Below are 19,383 nucleotides of genomic sequence, written 5' to 3'. Positions count from 1 at the left end.
GTCCCGGCCCGGGGGCAGGCTGCACGTAAACGGAATGTTCGGACTTCAACCTCAAAATGCGGCCAACGATCTGCATCTTCGGGTTTGAAGCGTGAACATGAATGTCAAGGTGAGCGGCCAAAGTCGCGAATTCGGCGTGCCGTTGGTCATCGGTGACTGCACGGGATTTATCCACGATGGTGGCGGCAGCACGGCCGTGCTGATGATGCCTGCCTGGGGATTCGAGGAGTTCACCATCCGGCGCGGATGGGCGGAACTGGCCGTGATGCTCGCCGGGGCCGGCTACTGCTGCCTGCGTTTCGACTGGCCGGGCGTCGGCGACAGTCTGGGCGATACCGGTCGCGACATGTCGCTCGATCGCTGGACGAATGCCGCCGCGGGCGCTGCCGACTATCTCAGGGGCCTGCACGGCATCAAGAAGCTGGTTGTCCTCGGTCACGGCATGGGCGGGCTCCTTGCGCCGCATCTGGCCGAACGCCTTTCCGCAGAGGCGGTGGTGATGATGGCCCCGCAGAACGAGGGCAAGGCGGGCCTGCGCGAGCTTGACCTCATGGGCAAGATGATGAGCTCGTTTCTGGGCATTTCTCCGGTATCGGACGAAACGGTCATCGAGGTTGCCGGCTTTCGCATCGCCCGCACGTTTGCCGCTGAAATTGCGGCCCTCAGGATCGACGACGGCACGCAGCGTCCCGCGCTGCCCGTTCTCGCGATGTCGCGGGAGGGAACGCGGGCGGCGACCGAATGGCCGGAGCGGCTGGTGGCCGCCGGCTTCGATGTCACACGGGCTGACTATGAAGGCTACGAGAGCTTCTTCGCCCATAACCGGTCTTCGGTCACACCGATTGCTGCCTTCCGGCATCTGCAGGCATGGCTGACCGCCTTGGTCCCAAGCGGCTCCATCCCCGGCAGGGCGCCGGAACTCGCAAGAGCAGGGGCGCGATCGGCCGTGCGGCAGCTGAAGGGGCACGGATTCCTGGAAGAGCCGGTCGTATTCGGTCCCGAAGAGAGGCTTTTCGGTGTTGTCTGCAGACCCCAGGCTGTGCCGTCCCGCGCCATTGTCGTCCTGTTGAACTCGGGCGACAACTATCACGTCGGCTGGTCGCGCATGCATGTGGAGTTTGCGCGAAATCTGGCCGGGCGCGGGGTGTCGACCCTGCGCATCGACATCCGCGGCATCGGCGACAGCGCTCGAACGGATGCGCCGATCTTCTACAATCAAAAGCCCATCATGGATGTCGTCGACGCGGTCGCCTGCGCCGAGCGACTGAACCTCGGACCGGTCGTCCTCTCGGGGAGCTGCAGCGGCGGATATGCCGCGCTGCAGGCGGCGATACGGGATGCTCGCGTCCGCGGCCTGGTCGCCGTCAACACGCCGCGCCTGGCGATCGGAGTCGATGAAACGGTCGAAGAGGTCCTTGCACAAGGCACATCGTCGATCAGCGTCTATCGCCGCCGGGCCCTGTCCCTGGATCTGGTGAAGGACGTGATGTCCGGTCGCCTGGCGCTGGGCGCCGTTGCCGCCAAGGCGCGACGCGTGCTTTGCACCCAGATGAGAGCATGCCTCCAGCGTCTGTTGGGCACGGGCCTCTATCGCATCGTGAGGGAGCAGACCAAAGCCCTTCGGTCGCGTGGCGTGCGCACCGTCCTGGTCTATGCCGAAAACGACGGCGGCCTGGACGAACTGGCGCGCTATTTCGGACGTCGCCGCCCGCAGGATTGTGACAATGCCGAGGTACGCATCGTGCCTGATGCCGAACACACCATGAGTGCCGCGCATGCCCGCAAGGCGATCTTGAACGCGATTTCGGACGTTGCCGACGCCGTCTCGACATGACCCGCAAAAGTTGCGAAAAATTCGCGATTGGACACAATTAAATTCAAATTCATGAATTTCCTGTATGGGAATGTGACAATGCTCTGATCTGTGCCCTTCCTGTTGAAATTATTTGAGAATGGGCGGCAGTGAAGTCTTATAAATTGAGGTTCCCGCAGGATGCGCGTCGCAATAGTGCACGATTGGCTGTATACGATTGGTGGCGCCGAACGCGTCCTGCATGAAATCATCCAATGTTATCCGGACGCCGATGTCTTCTCGCTGTTCGATTTCCTGACGCCCGAGGACAGGGCGAAGATCGGCATATCCAAGACCCATACGAGCTTCCTGCAGAAGCTGCCGTTCGTCCGCCGTTCGCACCGGCTCTTCCTGCCGCTGATGCCGATAGCGATCGAACAGTTCGACCTGTCCCCCTATGACCTCATCATTTCCAGCAGCTACGCGGTGGCCAAGGGTGTTCTCACCGGCCCCGACCAGGTGCATATCGCCTATGTTCACTCGCCCATGCGCTATGCGTGGGATCTGCAGCATTCCTATCTCGCGAAGAATGGCGGCGGCCTGAAAAACGTGATTGCCCGCATACTCCTGCACTGGATCAGGGTTTGGGACACCAGAACCGCCAACGGTCCGGATCTGATGCTGGCAAACTCGCATTTCATCGCCCGCCGGATCCGCAAGGTCTATGGCCGCAAGGCAAGGGTCGTCTACCCGCCGGTGCTCCTGTCGCAACGGACGGAGCCCGCCGTGCGCGGCAGCTATTTCCTGGCAGCCAGCCGGCTCGTCGAATACAAGAACATCGAGCAGATCGTCCGGGCGTTTGCGACGCTGCCGGACCAGAGGCTGATCGTCGCCGGCGAGGGGCCACAGGCCGCCACACTGAAGAAGATCGCAACGCCGAACGTGGAATTCGCCGGCTTCGTCTCCGATGCGGCGCTCCGCGACCTGATGGCGAGCGCCCGTGCCTTCATCTTCGCCGCCGAGGAAGACTTCGGCATCATTTCGGTCGAGGCGCAATCGGAAGGAACGCCGGTGCTCGCGCTTCGCCGTGGCGGCTCCTGCGAAACGGTCGTTGACGGCAAGACGGGATTGTTCTTCGATACGCCTGATCCGGTGGCGATTGCGGCGACGGTAGGCGAGTTTATCGACAGGGAATCCGAGTTTTCAGCGGCGGCCTGCCAGTCGCAGGCTTCCCGCTTTTCTGCCGAACGCTTCAGGCAAGAGCTCGTTACTTACGTTCAGGAAACCATTTCCACTTATAAATCGACCGATCATGTGCAATCGCACGTCGCCGAAACAGTGACCGATATTGGATAAAAGCATGTTGCGTCGCGGAACAAAAGCGGAAGATCGGGTGCAGACGGATGGGCCGCTGCCGTTTCCGTTCGAGTTCGTTGTGCCTCTCTGGAGGCATAGGCTACTGTTCGCGGCGACCTTTCTCGGCGTCTCCGCCCTGGCGATCCTGGTAGCCTACACCGTCACCCCCAAATATGTCGCCACCGGCTCCGTCATCCTGGCTGAGCCCGATCCCGCTTTGACGCGAACGGCCGACGCCTGGTCGCAGAAACTTGGCGATCCTGCGGATCTGGAAAGCCAGGTCGTCATTCTGGAATCGTCCAGATTGCTCGGCATGGCCGCCCAGCAGCCCGGCGTCTACGACGCCGTCATGGCGGAATGCCGGGCGGTCGGCGACAGCAAGTGCCTGGACTTCAAGCCGGCCTCGACCGAACTGACCGACTATGTCGCGAAACGATACAGCGCCGGTGCGGCCGGTCGTTCGCGGGTGATCGAGGTCTCCTACAGGTCGCCTCTGCCGGCGACGGCGAAGACCATGGCCAACGCGCTGGTCGAAACCTATCTCGACGACCAGAAGGCGTCGATGTCGGACGGCCGCGAAGTCGCGGCAAAGTGGCTCTGGCAGGAGCTTGCCGATCTCGACCAGGAAATTCGCGACAGCGACGCCAAGATCGAGGCCTACCGCCGCGAGAACGGGCTGGTTCGCGGTGCGACTGCTCCGATCAGTTCGGAACGGCTGAGCGGCGTGGCGCAACAGCTGGCGCTCGCCGAGCAGGCACGCGCCCAGGCCCAGGCGCGTCTTGACGCGATCCGCGATGTCCGCAACGGCAGCGATGCGGCTTCGACATCGAATGTCCTCGACAGTCGCACGGTCGCCGATCTCAAGCAGCAGATCTCCACCGCCAGGCGCAACCTCGCCGCGCGCAGCGCCGTCCTCGGCCCGCGTCATCCGCAGCTGCTCATGCTGCAGGACTCGCTTTCCTCCCTGCAGCGGCAGATGCAGGACGAGATCGACCGGATCAGCAGCAGCGCCCAGAAGGATTACGATACGGCGGTCGCACAGGTCGCCGCGCTCCAGCAGCAGATGAACTCCGCACAGGCGACGGCCGCGACGGCCGCGTCGGACGAATCCTCGATCGAGGGCATGGTCCGCGACGTCGAGGTCAAGCGCCAGCTCTACGCGCAGCTTTACCAGCGCGCCAGCGAGATGGAGACGGAACGCCGTTCGCTGGCCGGCAGCGCCCGTCTCGTCAGCCTCGCCGAAACGCCGCTGAAGCCCTACTTCCCGAAGAAATCGCTGTTTGCCGCCGCCGGGGTCCTGCTCGGGCTCATGCTGGCCAGCCTTGCGTGCATTTTGTGGGACACATTTCGCCGGATGGGCGGGCATAAGTTTCTCGCCGGTTCCTCGGGCACCGTCTCCGCCACGCAAAACGAACCCGCCGCGCCGGCCGAACCGGCCCACGCCATGAGCACGCCGGCCGATCTGGTTGCCGCTCTGCCCGACCTGCCTTCGCCGAGTCTTCTCGATGCCAGCACGATGACGCTCGGCCTCGCCCTGCGGCGAAGCACGGCAAGCCGGAGCATGCAGGATGCATTGACGGACCTGCTGCACGACCTGCGGCAGCGCAATGCCGCAAAGCCGATGCTGATCCTGCCGGCGGACGAGCCCGGCCCGGGTCCGGCCTTTCTGACGCTGGCCCTCGGCCAGGCTGCCGCCAGAAGCGGCCTGATGGTGCTGGCGATCGAATGCTCGCCGAAGCGGGCGGATTTCGTGACAGCGCTCGGCATGCACGCGGCCTCGCCGGGGCTTTCGGAGATTCTCTCCGGGGAACTCGATCCCGTGCGCGCAGCCGCTCCCACCGCGACCCACGGTCTGCATGTGATCGTTGCCGGCAACGGTGACCTCGATCTTTCGCGCGCGGTCCACAAGCGCCGGTTTCGGACGCTGGTCGACTGGGCCGAGCCTTACGATCTCGTCCTCATGAGCGCTGCCTCGGCAATCGGCGACACATCCACGGTCAGTGCCCTGCCGTTTGCCGACCGGCCTTTCGATACGCTTGTCTGCGTCGGACGGGCAGGGGCGACGGAAGATGTTCTGCGCGAGGCCCAGCTTGCCGTCGCCAGGTCCGGCGGACATGTCCTTGGCACGGTGGTCCTCCCTCGGCTCGATATCCACGACAACACCTCCAACGGCTATGATCTCGCCGGAACCGAGATCGCCTGATGACGATTGCGAAGGTGATGTTCGTCAGCCAGACCGGCGTGATGTCCGGCGCCGAATATGTGCTCGCCAACATGACGAAGGGCTGGGAGAGGGGCGCTGCCTTCCTGTTTGAACCGGGTCCTCTGGCCGATGCGCTTGCCGCGCAGGGACTGGACGTGATGGTGGCGCCGGCCGGAGCACGGCTCCATGCCATCCGCCGTGACGGATCGCTGCTGAAGGCATTGCCGCTCGCCATCCGTCTGGTCAGGCTGATTGCCGCGATCGCCTCGGCAGCCCGTGACGCCGATGTCGTCTACGCCAACTCGCAGAAAGCCTTCATGCTGTCGGCGCTGGCTTCCGTCGTCCGCCGCCGGCCCCTGGTCTGGCATCTGCATGATATTCTCGATGAGCGCCATTTTGGCGCCACCCAGCGCCGCATCCAGGTTGCACTCGCCAATCGCCGCGCCAGCCTCGTCATCGTCCCGTCCCGCGCGGCGGCGGACGCGTTCGTAAGCGCCGGCGGCCGGGCCGATCTCGTCCGCGTGGTCCCGAACGGAGTCGAGCCGCCCGCCGAAATTCCGGTCGAGCGTCACGCACTCGGCCTGCCGGACGGGCCTTTGGTCGGGGTGTTCAGCCGCCTGTCGCCATGGAAGGGCCAGCACGTCGTCATCGAGGCGTTGGCGAAGATCCCCGGCGTCCGCCTGGTCATCGTCGGCAGCGCGCTGTTCGGCGAGGATGCCTACCGCGATCGGCTGGTGGCCCTGGTCAAGGCTCTGGGTCTTGAGGAGCGAGTCACCTTTCTCGGCCAGCGCGCCGACGTGCCGGCACTCATGCAGTCCGTCGACGTCGTCGTCCATCCATCCGTTGATCCGGAGCCGTTCGGTCTGACGCTGGTCGAGGCGATGCTGGCCGGCACGCCGGTGATCGCCACCGACACGGGAGCGGCGACCGAAATCCTTGCCGACGGAGAAGCGGGCACGCTGATCGCCCCTGGCGATCCGGAGGCGCTGGCTGCCGCACTTTTGCGTTATTTCACCGATCCGGCGGCTTTCGGGGAGCAGGTGCGGCTTGCCGGCGAACGGGCCCGAACGGTTTACGGACTTGCCACCATGCGCCAGTCCGTTCGGAAGCTTGTCGACGGTGTCGCGCCATGACGGATGATGTGGGCGCCAGCATCCCGTCGCCTGCGACCGGGTCGTCTGTCCGGCGTGTGGCGGCACGCCTGACGAGCGGGGCCTTGTTCAGCAAGGGCCTCGGCTTCGTGCGCGAAATCCTCGTCGCCCATGTCATCGGTGTCGCGGCGCTCGCCGACAGCTTTCGCAGCGCGACGACCATCATCTTCGTGCCCATGGTGTTTCTGCAGAACGAAAGCGTGCCGGCGATCCTCATTCCCAGGATGCGGGACGCCCAGGAGGAAGGCCGGGCGCCCCAATTGCTGGCCGCCATGACGGCTGCACTGACGGCAATAGCGGTCCTGCTGATGGTTGCGACCATTGTGGGGGCCACGCTCCTCGTCGACGCCATGCTCGACGGCCTCTCGCTCGAGGAGAGAGAGACGACCGTGCAGTTCGTCTACATCATGGCGTTCAGCATGCCGGCATCGGTGATGATCAATTCGCTCGCGGCGGGTGAGATCGTGCTGGCGAAGACGCGCCTTACCAATGCCCGCGCCAGCATATTGAACGTCGGCGTCATGCTTGGCGTCGGCATGCTTGTCCTCACCGACCAGGCGATCACTCTGGCGCTTGCCTTCACGCTCTCGTTCAACCTGCTCGCGGCCTGGGCGATCTTCGTGCTCTGGCGCGAGGGCAATCTCGCATTCAACGACCTCAGCTTTTCCAGCATCTGGTTCGAGACGCGCCTTTTTGCGCGCCGGCTGCTGCCGTTCATGCCGCTGCCGGCGGTCGAGCAGGCCAACATCTGGATCGAGCGCTTGCTGGCCTCGCGCCTGACCACCGGGGTCATCGCATCGTTGGGATACGCGCGCACACTGACGGAAAGCTCTCTGCTTCTCGTCGCGCAGCCCATCGGACTTGCGGTCCTGTCCCATGGCGGGGGGACGAATGTCGATGAGCAGGCAAAGACGCTGACGCGTTTCGTGTTGATCCTGATGATGCCCGCCTCGGCCTACATGTATGTCTTTGCGCCCGATATCATCAGCCTCGTGTTCAAGCGCGGCGCCTTCGGCGACACCGGTGTGCTCCTGACAAGCCAGGCCCTCAGCGGCATCTCGGTCGGCATCTGGGCCTCGACGCTCGGCTGGATCCTGCTGCGGCTTTTAAACGGCTCCAAGCGCAACATGCTGGCCGCCGGCATTCTCGTCGCGGCCTACAGCGTCAACCTGCTGGTCAATATCGCCACGGCCAACCTGCAGCAGACGACGGATAACGGCATCTTCCTGCTCGGACTGGGCGAGACGGCGCGCGGGCTGGTTCTCTGCTTTGCCGGCATCCTGGCTATGAATGTGCGCCTGCATCTGTTCGGCATCGTCGCCGTGTCGTTGTTGCCGGGCGCCGCCATGACCGCCATCGCCTACTGGATCGTCGCGAATGTGGACGGTGTCTTCATCCGTCTGCTGGTCGGTGGTCTGGGCTACGGCGCTTCGGTGCTTTTCGCCACCGCGCTGCTGAGCCCCGGTTTCTATTCGAAAATCTACCGTGCCGTATCATCGAGAAAAGGGAACACGCCAGATGCTTGAACGCATTGAGACACGGCTCCCGTTTGGCGCTTGGGCGCTCGGGAATGCCGCCAGACGCATCCAGGGACTGCTAGGCTCCAGGGGATGCTTTTTTACCTTTCACCGTGCGGCCGCCCCGGATGTCTGGGCGACGCTGCCGAACCGCAATTTTTATCTGGATCTGCAGTTTCTCGACACGCTGCTGGAATATCTCAAGGCCAGCGGTCGCCGGATCGTCACGGTTGAGGAAGGCCGCCGCCTTTCGGCTGCCGGCGCGGACGGCGGCAGCTATGTCAACTTCTCCGTCGATGACTGCTACCGCGACACCTATGAGGCGGTCGTGCCGCTTTTCAGGCGACACCAGGTGCCCGTCACCCTGTTCGTGACCACCGGCATCCCGGACGGAACGATGCCGATGTGGGGCGCGGGGCTGGAAGATGCCTTGCAGAACCGCGACCGGGTCGTCCTGGACGGACAGGTTGTCGAGGTCGCTTCGATCGAAAGCAAGATGGCGGTCTTTCAGGCGGTCCAGCAGCGCTGGGACGGTCCATCGGCGGGAGAGCACTACACCAGGTTTTGCGTCGAGAACGAACTCGACGAGCAGGCGCTTCACTGGAAGCATGCCATCAGCTGGGAAATGCTGTCGGAACTCGCCAACGATCCGCTGGTCGAAATCGGCTCTCATACGGTCATGCATCCACGCATTTCCAGCCTGAGCGACGACGGCGCCAGGGCGGAACTCGCCGGCAGCCGTGTACGGCTGCAGGAAAGGCTCAGCGTTCCCGTCGACCATTTCGCCTTTCCCTATGGCCGCGCCAAGGATTGCGGCCCGCGGGACTTCGACATCGCTCGCGTTGCCGGATACAAGAGTGTGGCGACGACCACGAAGGGCGTGGTTCGGCGCGGCCCGTCTGCCTATGCCTTTCCCCGAAACACGTTGAACGGCGGGCACCGCAAGCTCGTGCTTGCCGAATTGCATATGTCCGGCGCGACAGGACTGGCGGCAAGGATGCTCGGCCATGGCTGAAGAAAAGCTTCGGGTCATATCGATTGCGCACACCGCTGTGTCACGGCCGGCCGGCCGGCTGCGCTACCATCCTTTCGCCGAAAGCGACGATCTCGACGTCCATCTCGTCGTGCCTCGGCGCTGGCGGCATTTCGGCCGCACCATCCTTGCCGATCCCGGCGACGATCCCGGCGTCACCATGCACGTATTGCCGATCCTCTTTTCCCATGCCGGCCCCTTCAGCTGGTATCTGCACTGCTACTGGGGACTGGCGCAGCTTATCCGGCAGGTCCGCCCGCACGTGATCCATCTGTGGGAAGAGCCGTGGAGCGTGGTGGCCCTGCAGGCCTGCCTGCTGAAAGGCGATGCGGCGCTGGTGATGGAGGTCGACCAGAACATCCTGAAGACGCTGCCGCCGCCTTTCGAAACCATGCGCAAATACGTTCTGGCCCATACGAGCCATGTGCTGTCACGCAGTGACGATGCGACCATGGTGGTCCGCGCGAGGGGGTATGACGGCCCGGTCAGCATGATCAGCTACGGCGTCGACACAGACATCTTCTCTCCGGCGGAGCCGCGCCCGGAACCGGCGGACGCCGGAATGGTCATCGGCTATGTCGGTCGGCTCGTGGAAGAAAAAGGCGTGCAGGACGCGCTCGATGCGATGGCCCGCAGCCCGGCCGACATTCGACTCGAAATGATCGGCGAGGGCCCCTATGAGCAGAAGCTCAAGGAGAAGGCCGAGGCGCTTGGCATCGCCGACCGCGTGACAATCCGGCCCTGGAGCACGCCCGAAGTCGTGGCGGAGTTTCTGAGGAAGCTCGATGCGCTGATCCTGCTGACCCATACGACGGCCGCGGTCAAGGAACAGTTCGGCCGCGTTATCATCGAAGCCCAGGGCTGCGGCATTCCGGTGATCGGCGCGCAATCCGGCGCCATTCCCGACATCGTGGCGGATGGCGGCTGGATCGTTCCGCAGCGTGATCCGGATGCACTCTCCTCGCTGCTGTCGCGGCTGGCGAGCGATCCGGCGGAGCGCAGGCGCAAGGCTCAGGCCGGCATCGACAATGTCCGCTCGCGCTTCACCTATCCGGTCGTCGCCGATCAGCTTTACGCCGCCTGGCGAGCCGCCGCCGATACACCTCGCCGGTAGCGTCAGCGCAGGACCCGCACCATCAGCGTCTCGCCGCCCTTGAGGTTGTCGAACGTGTAGGGACCGCCGCTGCAATCCTCGACCTTGCGCAGGCCGTCATATCCCCAAAGCTCGACGCGTTTTGCCCAGTCGGGCAGGGTCAGCGTCCAGCTGTGGCCCGGGGCATCCGTCCAGCCTTCCCGGTTCTGCCAGACGTAGAGATCGCCCTTTTCGCCTGACAGATGGAACATGCCCGTGTGCCGCGGATCCGCCGAAACGAAGCGCATGTCTCCGGCGATATCCAGGATGCGCTGCAGCACCTTGGCGCGAACTTCCGGAAGCCAGGGGTTCTCACGGGCGGCCATCGCATAGCCGGGGCCTTCGAAGCGACCGGTATCGAGTAGGCTCCAGGGAAAGGCTAGAACCATCGCGGGTCGGTCATTATTGCCGACGACGCCGAAATTGTCCCAAGCGGCCGTAAGGAACAGGCTGGCGATCAGTGAGCGGTTCTCCCACTCGCCTTCGCGCGTCACGTTGAATTCCGTCGCATAGAAATTGATGTCGCGGGTGATGCCGAGCGTCGTCTTGATCTTGTCGAAGCAGTTTTGCGCCGAGAACTGCCGGCCCGCGGTCAACGGATAGAACTGGTAATTGTAGTAGGTGTGCAGGTCGATGCCGTCCAGCTTGCCGTTTTCGAACAGGTCGGCGATCGCCGGGCCGTAGCCCCTGAGCGTTGCATCGCCATCGATATTGCAGGCAGCGAAACCGGCGGGCACGACCTTCAGCGACGGATCGACGGAGTGGACGCCGTCGGCCAAGCCTTCCATCGCATCGTGATAGGCCTGTTTCGGGATGGTGTTCTGCACGTCTGGCTCGTTGACTGCCGTGTATGTCGTCACGCCGTAGCCGTCGTCGATCCCGTTTTCACGGGCCCAGTCGCCGCCCGGGCGAAAGCGCTCCGCCATGGCCTTCCCGGCCTTGAACCAGTCGTCGTAGGAGCCGATCGGCTGCGGAGGGTCGAGGGTCTGGTAGCTGCCCTCATATTCCAGCAGCATGATCGGCCAGATGCCATGCCGGTGGGCCTCCAGCATGGCCGCGTCGAAATTTGTCGGTATCGGATTGCGTTGAAGATCGCGCCAGCCATAGGAATTCATGCGGCCGAGACGTGCGCCGACGCCTTCAAGGGCCTGGTACAGGGTTGCGCTCGGGGGGCCGGTCAGGTGGGTAACGAGGTTGCCGCCGCCCGTCCGCCATCTCAGGGTCGCATCGTCGCCGAATGCAAGCGTCGGCATCAGCAGCAAGGCGAGCGCGGAAAGGCAGCGCCAGGATCGCTTCCCGCCTATGCCTGCCATGCCTGCCCTGACGTCAGTGCCATTTCTCGCTCGCGATCTCTTCGGCCAGGGAGATGTACTGCTTTCCGACCTCGTCCCAATTGTATCTGAGCGAAGTGGCGATTGCACCTTTTTTCAGGGGGGCAAGACCTTCGGGTGCCGAAAAGGCCATTGTCAGCTTGGCGGCGATGTCTTCGGCATTCCGCTCGATGGCGTAGCCGTTGACGCCGTCGGCAAGATAGTTCTCGATCCCGCCGACGCGGGTGGCGAAGATCGGCACGCCGGATGCCATGGCTTCCATGCACACTAGCGAGAAGGTCTCGTAGGCGGTAGGCAGCACGAAGGCGTCGGCGATGGGGTAGATCATCTCCATGTCGCGGCGCTCGCCTGCAAAGACGATCCGCGCCGCCGTGCGAACGGCCATGTCTCTGTAGGAGTCGCCGTTTTCCGAGCCGACCACGAGCAGCCACAGATTGCTATCCGTCATCTTCTCCATCGCCGAGATGACGAAGGCGAGGCCCTTTCTGTTGTATTCATGGCCCACGAAGAGCAGAAGCCGTGCGTCCGCCGGTATTCCGAATTCGGCCCGCATGGTCTCGCGGTTGCCCATGTTCGGATTGAAACGGGACAGGTCGACGCCGTTGGGAATGACCTTGATGCGCGCTTCCGGCACATTGTAGTGCGCGATCAGTTCCTGCTTCACGCGCTCCGAAACCGCGACATAGCGCTTGAAGCGCAGGCCGCCGATCATGATGCGGTCGCGCACCGCCACCCAGGCGTGCAGCGGGTTGAAGAGCCACGCCACTTGCCCGGCGCGCCGCTTTTCTCTCAGGCTTTCGGCGTTGACGGCGTGAATGACGACGATATCGCCGACGAGACTGTCACCGTGGCTGATGATGATCGAGTTGTCCTTGGCTAATTCGGCGAACTTCGAGGCAATGGCAAAGATCGGCACGACGATCATCCGGCCGACATATTTCATGGCGCCGCGTTTGGGGACGCGGGAAAGCCAGCGCACCAGCGGCCTTATCTTCACGCTTGACGGCGTGTCATTGGCATAGGTTGAGCAGACGACGGAATTGGGTTGGCCGAGGCGGCCGAGCGCAAGAGCAAGGTCCCAGGCGACGCGTTCCACGCCGCCGACAGTACTGAATTCCTGAATGATCTGTGCGACCTCAAATTCCATGCCCAACTCCAAGACAAACCGTCCCAAAAAGCGCCGGAGGTCGATTAAGGTGTAAGACGCAGCACAGTATGTCCCGTTTTGGGATGTTTCATCCCGGAACACGTTGATATCATAAACTAAATTTAAAGGATGTGAATGGGAGGGCGGCGCTTCCGGACATTAAATTTTCGTTAGGAACTGACGGGTGCGACAGCCGCCTATCCATTCGGCGGCCGTCGTTTCCGAAGGAATTATCGAGGCTTAGTTGCCCATCTTCGGCATGGCGTCGTGGTTCATGCCGTCCATCGACTTCATATCCATGCCCTTCATGTCGCCGCCATCGTTGCCGCTGGCATTGCCGACTGCGAACTCGACGTCGACGGAGCCGGCCTTTTCGAAGACCAGCGTCGCCTTGACCATGTCGCCCTCCTTGAACGGCTTTTTGACATCCATGAACATCACATGCAGGCCGCCCTTCTTCAGCTCGACGGTCTTGCCGGCCGGGATGGCGATGCCGTCCGGCAGCTCGCGCATCTTCATGACGTTGTTTTCGACCGACATCTCATGCATCTGCACGTTGTCTGACCGGTCGGACTTGATCGCCACCAGCCGGTCGTCCGTGCTGCCGTGATTGATGATCTTCAGATAGCCGCCGCCAACCTTGGCGCCGGGGATCATGGCGCGCGAGTTGGGATGGATGATCTCGAGATCTCCGACCTTGAACTCGTGCCCCCAGGCCAGCGGCGCCGTCATGAGCGTGACGATAAGCGTGAGCAGACGGATTGTCGTGGTTTGCATAGTGTTTCCTTTTCCTGGATGTGTTGGGTTGAATTGGCTGAAAGCGTGATTGGTCAGGTGAGGGGCTGCCTTCGCGGCGCAGCCTCGTCGTCGATCGCGCCGGCGATGGCGGCGATCCGCTTGCGGTCTTTGATGGTCACGAGTTCCGGGGTGGAGAAATCGATGAGCCCGGCGCGCTTGAAGCCGTTCAGGTTGCGGCTGACGGTTTCCAGCGTCAGGCCGAGCCAGTCGGCGAGGTCAACCCGCTTGAGGTAGAGGCGAAAACTGCCGCCGGAGGGACGGGCGCCGTGGCCGCGGCGTCCGAACTGACCGGCGAGATCGAGGATCGCCAGGGCGACCCGCTCCTGCGCCGTCCGGCGGCCGAGCAGGGTGATGTGGTCCTGCAGCCTTTGCGTGAACTCCACGAGCGCCCTGGCCTGGCCGCCGCCGTCGCGTCCATCTTCGGCGATGGTCTCGATCCGGGTGAAGGCGAGCGCCTCGGCGTGACAGCCGAGCTGGTCCGTCACGCCCTTTCCGAACACGCGGCCGGGGCCGAGAATGTCGAGTATCTGGCGGCGTCCGTCCTGCAGGGTCTGGTGCAGCGCCACGCATCCCTCGCGGATGACGAGGAGTGCCCGTCGTCCCTTGCGCTCGATGGTGATCGCTGACCCGGCTTCGAAGCGGTTGAATGTTTGTGAGTATACGGCGACAAGCGGCCTTTGCGGCCCGTTCGCCGATCGGGCGGACGCGTTCGGGTCCGCGGTGATCCTCTGTAACATGATGTGTCGATCCGGCATGGGCGCCGGCAGAAGCCGTCAGGAGACGGAAGTCCGGCGCGAACTGTGAAAGCGGCCGCGCCAAGGCGGCTGCGGTTCAGACAGAAATGCCGGAAAGGGGAGGGGCGCGCGGTGATGCGTTGGGCGGGAAAAGCTGGCGGTAGAAGGCTTCCCGATAGGCGGGCAGCCGCTCGGTTCCGCTTATACGGACCTGCGGACCGCCGACGGAGGGCGGGACCACGAGCATTGATCCGGCGCTGATGCGGCACGCCTCGCAGCCATGGTCGTGCACATGCTTCTTGCCACCGGCCTCGTCGTCGAGGGCGCTGTCGCAGATGAACGGAATGGTGCCGTCCGGCAGCGCATAGGCGGCCAGTTCCGAGGCGGGTATCTGAGAGGCAAGTACGGGGGATTTATGCGCGAAGCCGATGGCGAACACGGCCAGCGCACACAGAATGTGCAACAGGTTCCTGATCGTCCCGATCCGCCGTTTCATCGATGCCCCACTCGAAAGACGGGCATCGAATATCACCCGGCCTTCGAAATGACAATGCGGCAATTTGGGCGTGCATTTCTGCCTGTCGAGAGTTGAATCGGAAAAATCCCTGCTCTACGACTGACGGCGATGGTTCCGCCATATCCCCGAAACCGGGACGGCGGATGAAAAGGGAACATGGTGAGGCGTACCCATCAGGGACCGAGACCATGGCTGCCCCCGCAACTGTGAGCGGCGAATGACGCCTTGATGCCACTGGCTTTGAAGAGAAGTCGGGAAGGCAGGCCGAATGAAGACCCGCGAGCCAGGAGACCTGCCATCATCGCCGGGCATTTCGCCCATTCTCATCACTTGCCGCGCGGTGGGCGCGGAAAGGAGTCAACATGCATATCGAACCCGGCGTCGTCGACGGCGCCAAGATCGTTCTTTCCTACGCAACGGCAGCCGGAGCCCTCGGGCTTGGCCTCAAGATGGCGGTCGACACCGTCCGTCACGATGGCGGCGTCGCAGCGCTTACCATGCGCAGCACGGTCACGACCGCGCTGGTCTTTTCCTTCTTCCAGGTCCTTCCGCATCATGCTGTCGGCGTTTCCGAGGTGCACCTGATCCTCGGCTCGACGCTGCTGTTGATGTTCGGGGCGGGGCCGGCGGCGATCGGCCTGGCGCTGGGGCTCTTGATCCAGGGCGTCTTCTTCGCGCCCCTCGACCTGCCGCAATACGGCATCAACGTCACCACGTTGCTCGTGCCGCTCTGGGCGATCGGCGCGGTGGCACGCCGCATCATTCCGGCCCGCACGGCCTATGTCGACGTGACCTACAAGCAGGCGCTGGCGCTTTCGACCACCTATCAGGGCGGCATCGTTGCCTGGGTCGCCTTCTGGGCGCTCTACGGCCAGGGCTTCGGTGCTCAGAACCTTGCCGCCGTCGGTTCGTTCGGCATCGCCTATATGAGCGTCGTGCTCATCGAGCCGCTGATCGACCTCGCCGTGCTTGCCGCCGCCAAGTCCTTCGACAAGGCAAGCCGCGGCCCGCTTTTCGCGCGTCGCCTGCATCAGGCCGGCTGATCGCGGTCGAACGAAACCGGAAGGGCGCGGTCTGTGGGCTGCGCCTTTCCCTCTTCGAAGGCCCGGGCTTCACGCCAGAGACACGCGCGTTTGATGGCCGGCCCCTTGGCGTTCGGGCGGCGATGCGCTAGACCTTCATTTTAGTAAACTCGTTTCTATACTAACGATATGTGGAGGGTGCCATGGCTGGCAGGCTGGTGATCGTCGGGGCAGGGCAGGCGGGCTTCGCGCTGGCAGCCAAGTTGAGGGCCCTGAAGGACGAACGTCCGATCACGATCCTCGGCGCCGAGGCGAGCCTTCCCTACCAACGCCCGCCGCTGTCCAAGAAATACCTTCTCGGCGAGATGAGCTTCGACCGCCTGCTGTTCCGGCCGGAAAGCTGGTTCGCCGACAACAACGTCGACATCCGCCTGTCTGCCTGGGTCGAGGAAATCGACCGGGCCGCGAAGACCGTCCGAATGCAGGACGGCACGCAGGTCGAATACGAGACGCTGGCGCTTGCCACCGGCGCCACGCCGCGCAAGCTGCCGGAAGCGATCGGCGGCGAGCTCGCCGGCGTCTTCACCGTACGCGACAAGGATGATTGCGACCGGCTTGCCGAGGCGATGACGCCCGGCCGCCGTCTGCTCGTCATCGGCGGTGGCTATATCGGCCTGGAGGCGGCAGCCGTCGCCCGCAAGCTCGGCCTCGAGGTCACCGTCATCGAAATGGCGGACCGCATCCTCAAGCGCGTCGCGGCGAAGGAAACCGCCGACATCATGCGCGCCGTCCACGAAAGCCACGGCGTCGTCATTCGCGAGGAAACCGGCCTGCATCGCCTGATCGGCGAGGACGGCAAGGTAACCGGCGCCGAACTCTCGGACGGCTCCACCATTCCCGTCGATCTCGTCGTCGTCGGCATCGGCGTCACGCCCAACGATCGCGCCGCCGCGATGGCTGGCCTCGCCGTCGCCAACGGGATCGTCGTGGATGCGCACTGCCGGACCTCCGATCCCTCCATCTACGCCATGGGCGACTGCGTGGTCTTTCCATGGCAGGGCGAGGAGATCCGGCTCGAAAGCGTCCAGAACGCCGTCGACCAGGCCGAGGCCGCCGCTGCCGTCATGGCCGGCGGCGATGCGGCATACGACCCGAAACCATGGTTCTGGTCGGACCAGTACGACGTCAAGTTGCAGATCGCCGGCTTCAACAGGGGCTACGACGAAACCCTGCTGCGCCCCGGCCAGCGGGAAGGCGCCGCTTCCGTCTGGTATTTCCGCGATGGACGCCTGATCGCCGTCGACGCGATCAACGATGCCAAGGCTTATGTGACCGGCAAGAAGATGCTGGAGAGCGGCATCAACCCGGACAAGACCGTGCTCGCCGATCCGGCCTCGGACCTGAAGGCATTGCTGGGCTGAGGCCTCGGCCCGCGTCTTGTGTCCCGATTTGCGACTTTGACCCCGTCATTTTGCGGCAAATGCGGGTATCGTTAAAACCATGCAGCCCCTGTTTGCAGATCTTTAAGGTATCGAGACTTAAATCATTGGCATTCAATGACATGACGTCAGGAACGGGCAAATGGAAAGCGGGAACACAGAAGAAAGACGCAGGGAGCACCGCATGCGGTCGCTCAAGGCGGGACGCATCGTTTTCAATCACGAATACAGCACCATCAACTGCACGGTGCGCAACATGTCGGCGACGGGCGCCAAGCTGCTCGTCGAAAACGCAATGCAGATCCCCGAGACGTTCGAACTCGTCTTATCCGACGACACCCGGCATGCCTGCGAGATCAAGTGGCGCAAGCTGAAGGAAATCGGCGTCGCATTCGTCTCCTGAGATCGCCTCGCAATTTTTCCTAAAAAATATCGTCAAGCAAGGAACCAACGGCCGATCGGCGCGTTTTCCCACCGAACTCGAAAGAGAACGGGAAAGGAAACAACGTGATCCGCGCTTTAATACTTTGGCTCTTGGGCGTGCCCTTCGTGGTCGTTCTGCTGATTTGGTATTTCTTCTTCTAGGAGAGACGCGGATTGATAAAGGTCCCCGTCAGGAAGCGGATCTGCCATGTCGCCCCCCCTCCGCCCCGGCAGATTCTGTTCCTGAAATGAAAACCCCGCAGACATGATGTCTGCGGGGTTTTCTTCATGCTTGGGAGGCGATTTCGCTCAGTCGAGCTTGTCGAGAATTTCGGCCGCCTTGCCGGCGCTGACGCGGCGGATTTCGGCCTCGTCGCGGCGGTTGGCGAAAATCTCGGTCGCCATCAGCTGGTCGGCGAGATCGGTCGGCAGCGACAGCAGCACGCGGGCATCCGCGGCATTGATGCCGGAAAGGTCCGAACGCTTGGCCGTGATCATGCCGCCGGCCACCGTATTGTTGGTGTCCGGGTCGATCAGGATGAAGGCGCCCGTGAAGCGGTTCTGCTCGTAGGGGTCGAAGATCGCCGCCTCGTCGAAGGAGAGGTGCACCTTGCCAATGGCATTCATCGTGAAGGCTTCGTCGGTCTGCTCCCACTTGCCGGACTTCAGGTCCAGGCGGCTGACCGGCTGGACCTGCACGCGCTGGCGGCGCGAACCGGACTTCAGCCAGTAGCGCTTGCCGGGCTGGATGCCGTCCGGCTGCAGCGCGACGATCTGCGCGTCGAAGGAAAGGCCCGTCTGCGGCTGGCTGTCGAGCGAAACGATCATGTCGCCGCGCGCGACGTCGACCTGCCGGTCGAGGACGAGCGTGATGGCATCGCCGGCAACGGCGGCGTTGCGCACGAGGTCGAAGGTGACGATCTGCTTGACGTTGGCGATCATGCCCGACGGCAGGATGGCGACGCTGTCGCCCGGCTTGACCGCGCCGCCGGCGACCGTGCCCTGATAGCCACGGAAGCTTTCGCCCGGACGCGACACGCGCTGCACCGGCAGGCGGAAGCCGACGGTCTGCGCGGAGCGGACGGTGGCGAGTTCCAGCGTTTCGGCGAGCGTCGGGCCGTCATACCACGGCATGGACGCCTTGCCGTCATAGACGACGTTCTCGCCTTTGAGCGCCGACATCGGAATGGCGGTCACCTGCTTGACGCCGAGCGACAGGGCGAGCTCGCGGAATTCGTGCGCGATGCGCTCATAGCCGGCCTTGTCGTAGCCGGTGAGGTCGATCTTGTTGACGGCGAGCACGAACTGGCGGATGCCCATCAGTGTCGCGATCGTGGCGTGCCGGCGGGTCTGCTCAAGGATGCCGGTGCGGGCATCGACCAGAAGCACGGCGAGATCGGCGGTCGAGGCGCCGGTCGCCATGTTGCGGGTATACTGCTCGTGGCCGGGCGTGTCGGCGACGATGAAGGAGCGCTTGTCGGTCGAGAAGTAGCGATAGGCCACGTCGATCGTGATGCCCTGTTCGCGTTCGGCCTGCAGGCCGTCGAGAAGCAGCGCGAAATCGGGCAGGCCGAGGTCGTTCTGCTTGCCCTTCGAATCGCGCTCGAGCGTCGCGGCCTGGTCTTCCTTGACCGCCTTGGTGTCCCAGAGAAGGCGGCCGATCAGCGTCGACTTGCCGTCATCGACCGAGCCGCAGGTGATCAGGCGGAGCGGGCGCGAATCGCGGGTGGCTTTTTCCGGCGCGGCTTCCGGGATGGCGGAAACGGCTGCTGCTGCAATGGCGGTCAT

Annotated in this window: 16 protein-coding genes and 1 riboswitch; of the genes, 10 read left to right on the top strand and 6 right to left on the bottom strand. The window is 63.6% G+C overall.

Annotated elements, in window-relative coordinates; translation table 11 throughout:
* The first annotated feature begins 109 nt into the window (after window positions 1-109).
* From ACU5AZ_RS05320 to ACU5AZ_RS05290, 7 genes are all read left to right on the top strand, one after another.
* The gene (locus ACU5AZ_RS05320) at window positions 110-1,834 is read left to right on the top strand and encodes an alpha/beta hydrolase (protein ID WP_446824988.1); all 1,725 of its coding nucleotides are present in this window, start codon (window positions 110-112) and stop codon (window positions 1,832-1,834) included.
* Between the two features lie 159 nt (window positions 1,835-1,993).
* Window positions 1,994-3,148, top strand: coding sequence for a glycosyltransferase (locus ACU5AZ_RS05315; protein WP_446824987.1), 1,155 nt, complete (start codon window positions 1,994-1,996; stop codon window positions 3,146-3,148).
* Window positions 3,149-3,152: 4 nt separating this feature from the next.
* On the top strand, window positions 3,153-5,351 hold the full coding sequence (locus ACU5AZ_RS05310) for a GumC family protein (protein WP_446824986.1): 2,199 nt from the start codon (window positions 3,153-3,155) through the stop codon (window positions 5,349-5,351).
* Entirely contained in the window at window positions 5,351-6,484 is a 1,134-nt protein-coding gene (locus ACU5AZ_RS05305) for a glycosyltransferase family 4 protein (protein ID WP_446824985.1), read from the top strand. The genes ACU5AZ_RS05310 and ACU5AZ_RS05305 overlap by 1 nt, the downstream gene beginning before the upstream one ends.
* Entirely contained in the window at window positions 6,481-8,028 is a 1,548-nt protein-coding gene (locus tag ACU5AZ_RS05300) for a lipid II flippase MurJ (protein WP_446824984.1), read from the top strand. Before ACU5AZ_RS05305 ends, ACU5AZ_RS05300 begins: the two co-directional genes overlap by 4 nt.
* Entirely contained in the window at window positions 8,021-9,034 is a 1,014-nt protein-coding gene (locus ACU5AZ_RS05295; protein ID WP_446824983.1) for a polysaccharide deacetylase family protein, read from the top strand. Before ACU5AZ_RS05300 ends, ACU5AZ_RS05295 begins: the two co-directional genes overlap by 8 nt.
* Entirely contained in the window at window positions 9,027-10,166 is a 1,140-nt protein-coding gene (locus tag ACU5AZ_RS05290) for a glycosyltransferase (protein WP_446824982.1), read from the top strand. The genes ACU5AZ_RS05295 and ACU5AZ_RS05290 overlap by 8 nt, the downstream gene beginning before the upstream one ends.
* Before the next feature lie 2 nt (window positions 10,167-10,168).
* On the opposite strand, the gene ACU5AZ_RS05285 is transcribed toward ACU5AZ_RS05290, so the two are convergent.
* The 5 genes from ACU5AZ_RS05285 to ACU5AZ_RS05265 all read right to left on the bottom strand — a co-directional run bounded on the left by ACU5AZ_RS05285 (window position 10,169) and on the right by ACU5AZ_RS05265 (window position 14,690).
* Window positions 10,169-11,497 carry a hypothetical protein gene (locus ACU5AZ_RS05285; RefSeq protein WP_446824981.1) on the bottom strand — a complete coding sequence of 443 codons (1,329 nt, stop codon included), beginning with the start codon at window positions 11,495-11,497 and terminating at the stop codon, window positions 10,169-10,171.
* Between the two features lie 13 nt (window positions 11,498-11,510).
* On the bottom strand, window positions 11,511-12,662 hold the full coding sequence (locus ACU5AZ_RS05280) for a glycosyltransferase family 4 protein (protein ID WP_446824980.1): 1,152 nt from the start codon (window positions 12,660-12,662) through the stop codon (window positions 11,511-11,513).
* Window positions 12,663-12,902: 240 nt separating this feature from the next.
* Window positions 12,903-13,439: a copper chaperone PCu(A)C gene (locus ACU5AZ_RS05275; RefSeq protein WP_446824979.1), complete on the bottom strand. Its 537-nt coding sequence runs from the start codon at window positions 13,437-13,439 to the stop codon at window positions 12,903-12,905.
* A gap of 53 nt (window positions 13,440-13,492) precedes the next feature.
* Window positions 13,493-14,197 carry a helix-turn-helix domain-containing protein gene (locus ACU5AZ_RS05270; protein WP_446824978.1) on the bottom strand — a complete coding sequence of 235 codons (705 nt, stop codon included), beginning with the start codon at window positions 14,195-14,197 and terminating at the stop codon, window positions 13,493-13,495.
* Between the two features lie 94 nt (window positions 14,198-14,291).
* Window positions 14,292-14,690: a hypothetical protein gene (locus tag ACU5AZ_RS05265; protein ID WP_446824977.1), complete on the bottom strand. Its 399-nt coding sequence runs from the start codon at window positions 14,688-14,690 to the stop codon at window positions 14,292-14,294.
* 113 nt (window positions 14,691-14,803) lie between these two features.
* Window positions 14,804-15,025: riboswitch (cobalamin riboswitch) on the top strand.
* A gap of 48 nt (window positions 15,026-15,073) precedes the next feature.
* Here ACU5AZ_RS05265 and ACU5AZ_RS05260 point away from each other — a divergent pair.
* The 3 genes from ACU5AZ_RS05260 to ACU5AZ_RS05250 all read left to right on the top strand — a co-directional run bounded on the left by ACU5AZ_RS05260 (window position 15,074) and on the right by ACU5AZ_RS05250 (window position 17,575).
* Complete coding sequence (locus ACU5AZ_RS05260) at window positions 15,074-15,754, top strand: energy-coupling factor ABC transporter permease (RefSeq protein WP_446824976.1); 681 nt, start codon at window positions 15,074-15,076, stop codon at window positions 15,752-15,754.
* A 182-nt stretch (window positions 15,755-15,936) separates the two neighbouring features.
* Window positions 15,937-17,154, top strand: a complete 1,218-nt coding sequence (locus ACU5AZ_RS05255; RefSeq protein WP_446824975.1) for an NAD(P)/FAD-dependent oxidoreductase — start codon at window positions 15,937-15,939, stop codon at window positions 17,152-17,154.
* A gap of 160 nt (window positions 17,155-17,314) precedes the next feature.
* The gene (locus tag ACU5AZ_RS05250; RefSeq protein ID WP_446824974.1) at window positions 17,315-17,575 is read left to right on the top strand and encodes a PilZ domain-containing protein; all 261 of its coding nucleotides are present in this window, start codon (window positions 17,315-17,317) and stop codon (window positions 17,573-17,575) included.
* Between the two features lie 329 nt (window positions 17,576-17,904).
* Here the strand turns inward: ACU5AZ_RS05250 and cysN are convergent, their stop codons facing one another.
* Complete coding sequence (gene cysN, locus ACU5AZ_RS05245; RefSeq protein WP_446824973.1) at window positions 17,905-19,383, bottom strand: sulfate adenylyltransferase subunit CysN; 1,479 nt, start codon at window positions 19,381-19,383, stop codon at window positions 17,905-17,907.

Source organism: Rhizobium sp. PAMB 3182, assembly GCF_052908355.1.
Note: the sequence above shows the minus strand (reverse complement) of the source record. Positions and strands in the feature narration are given on the sequence as shown.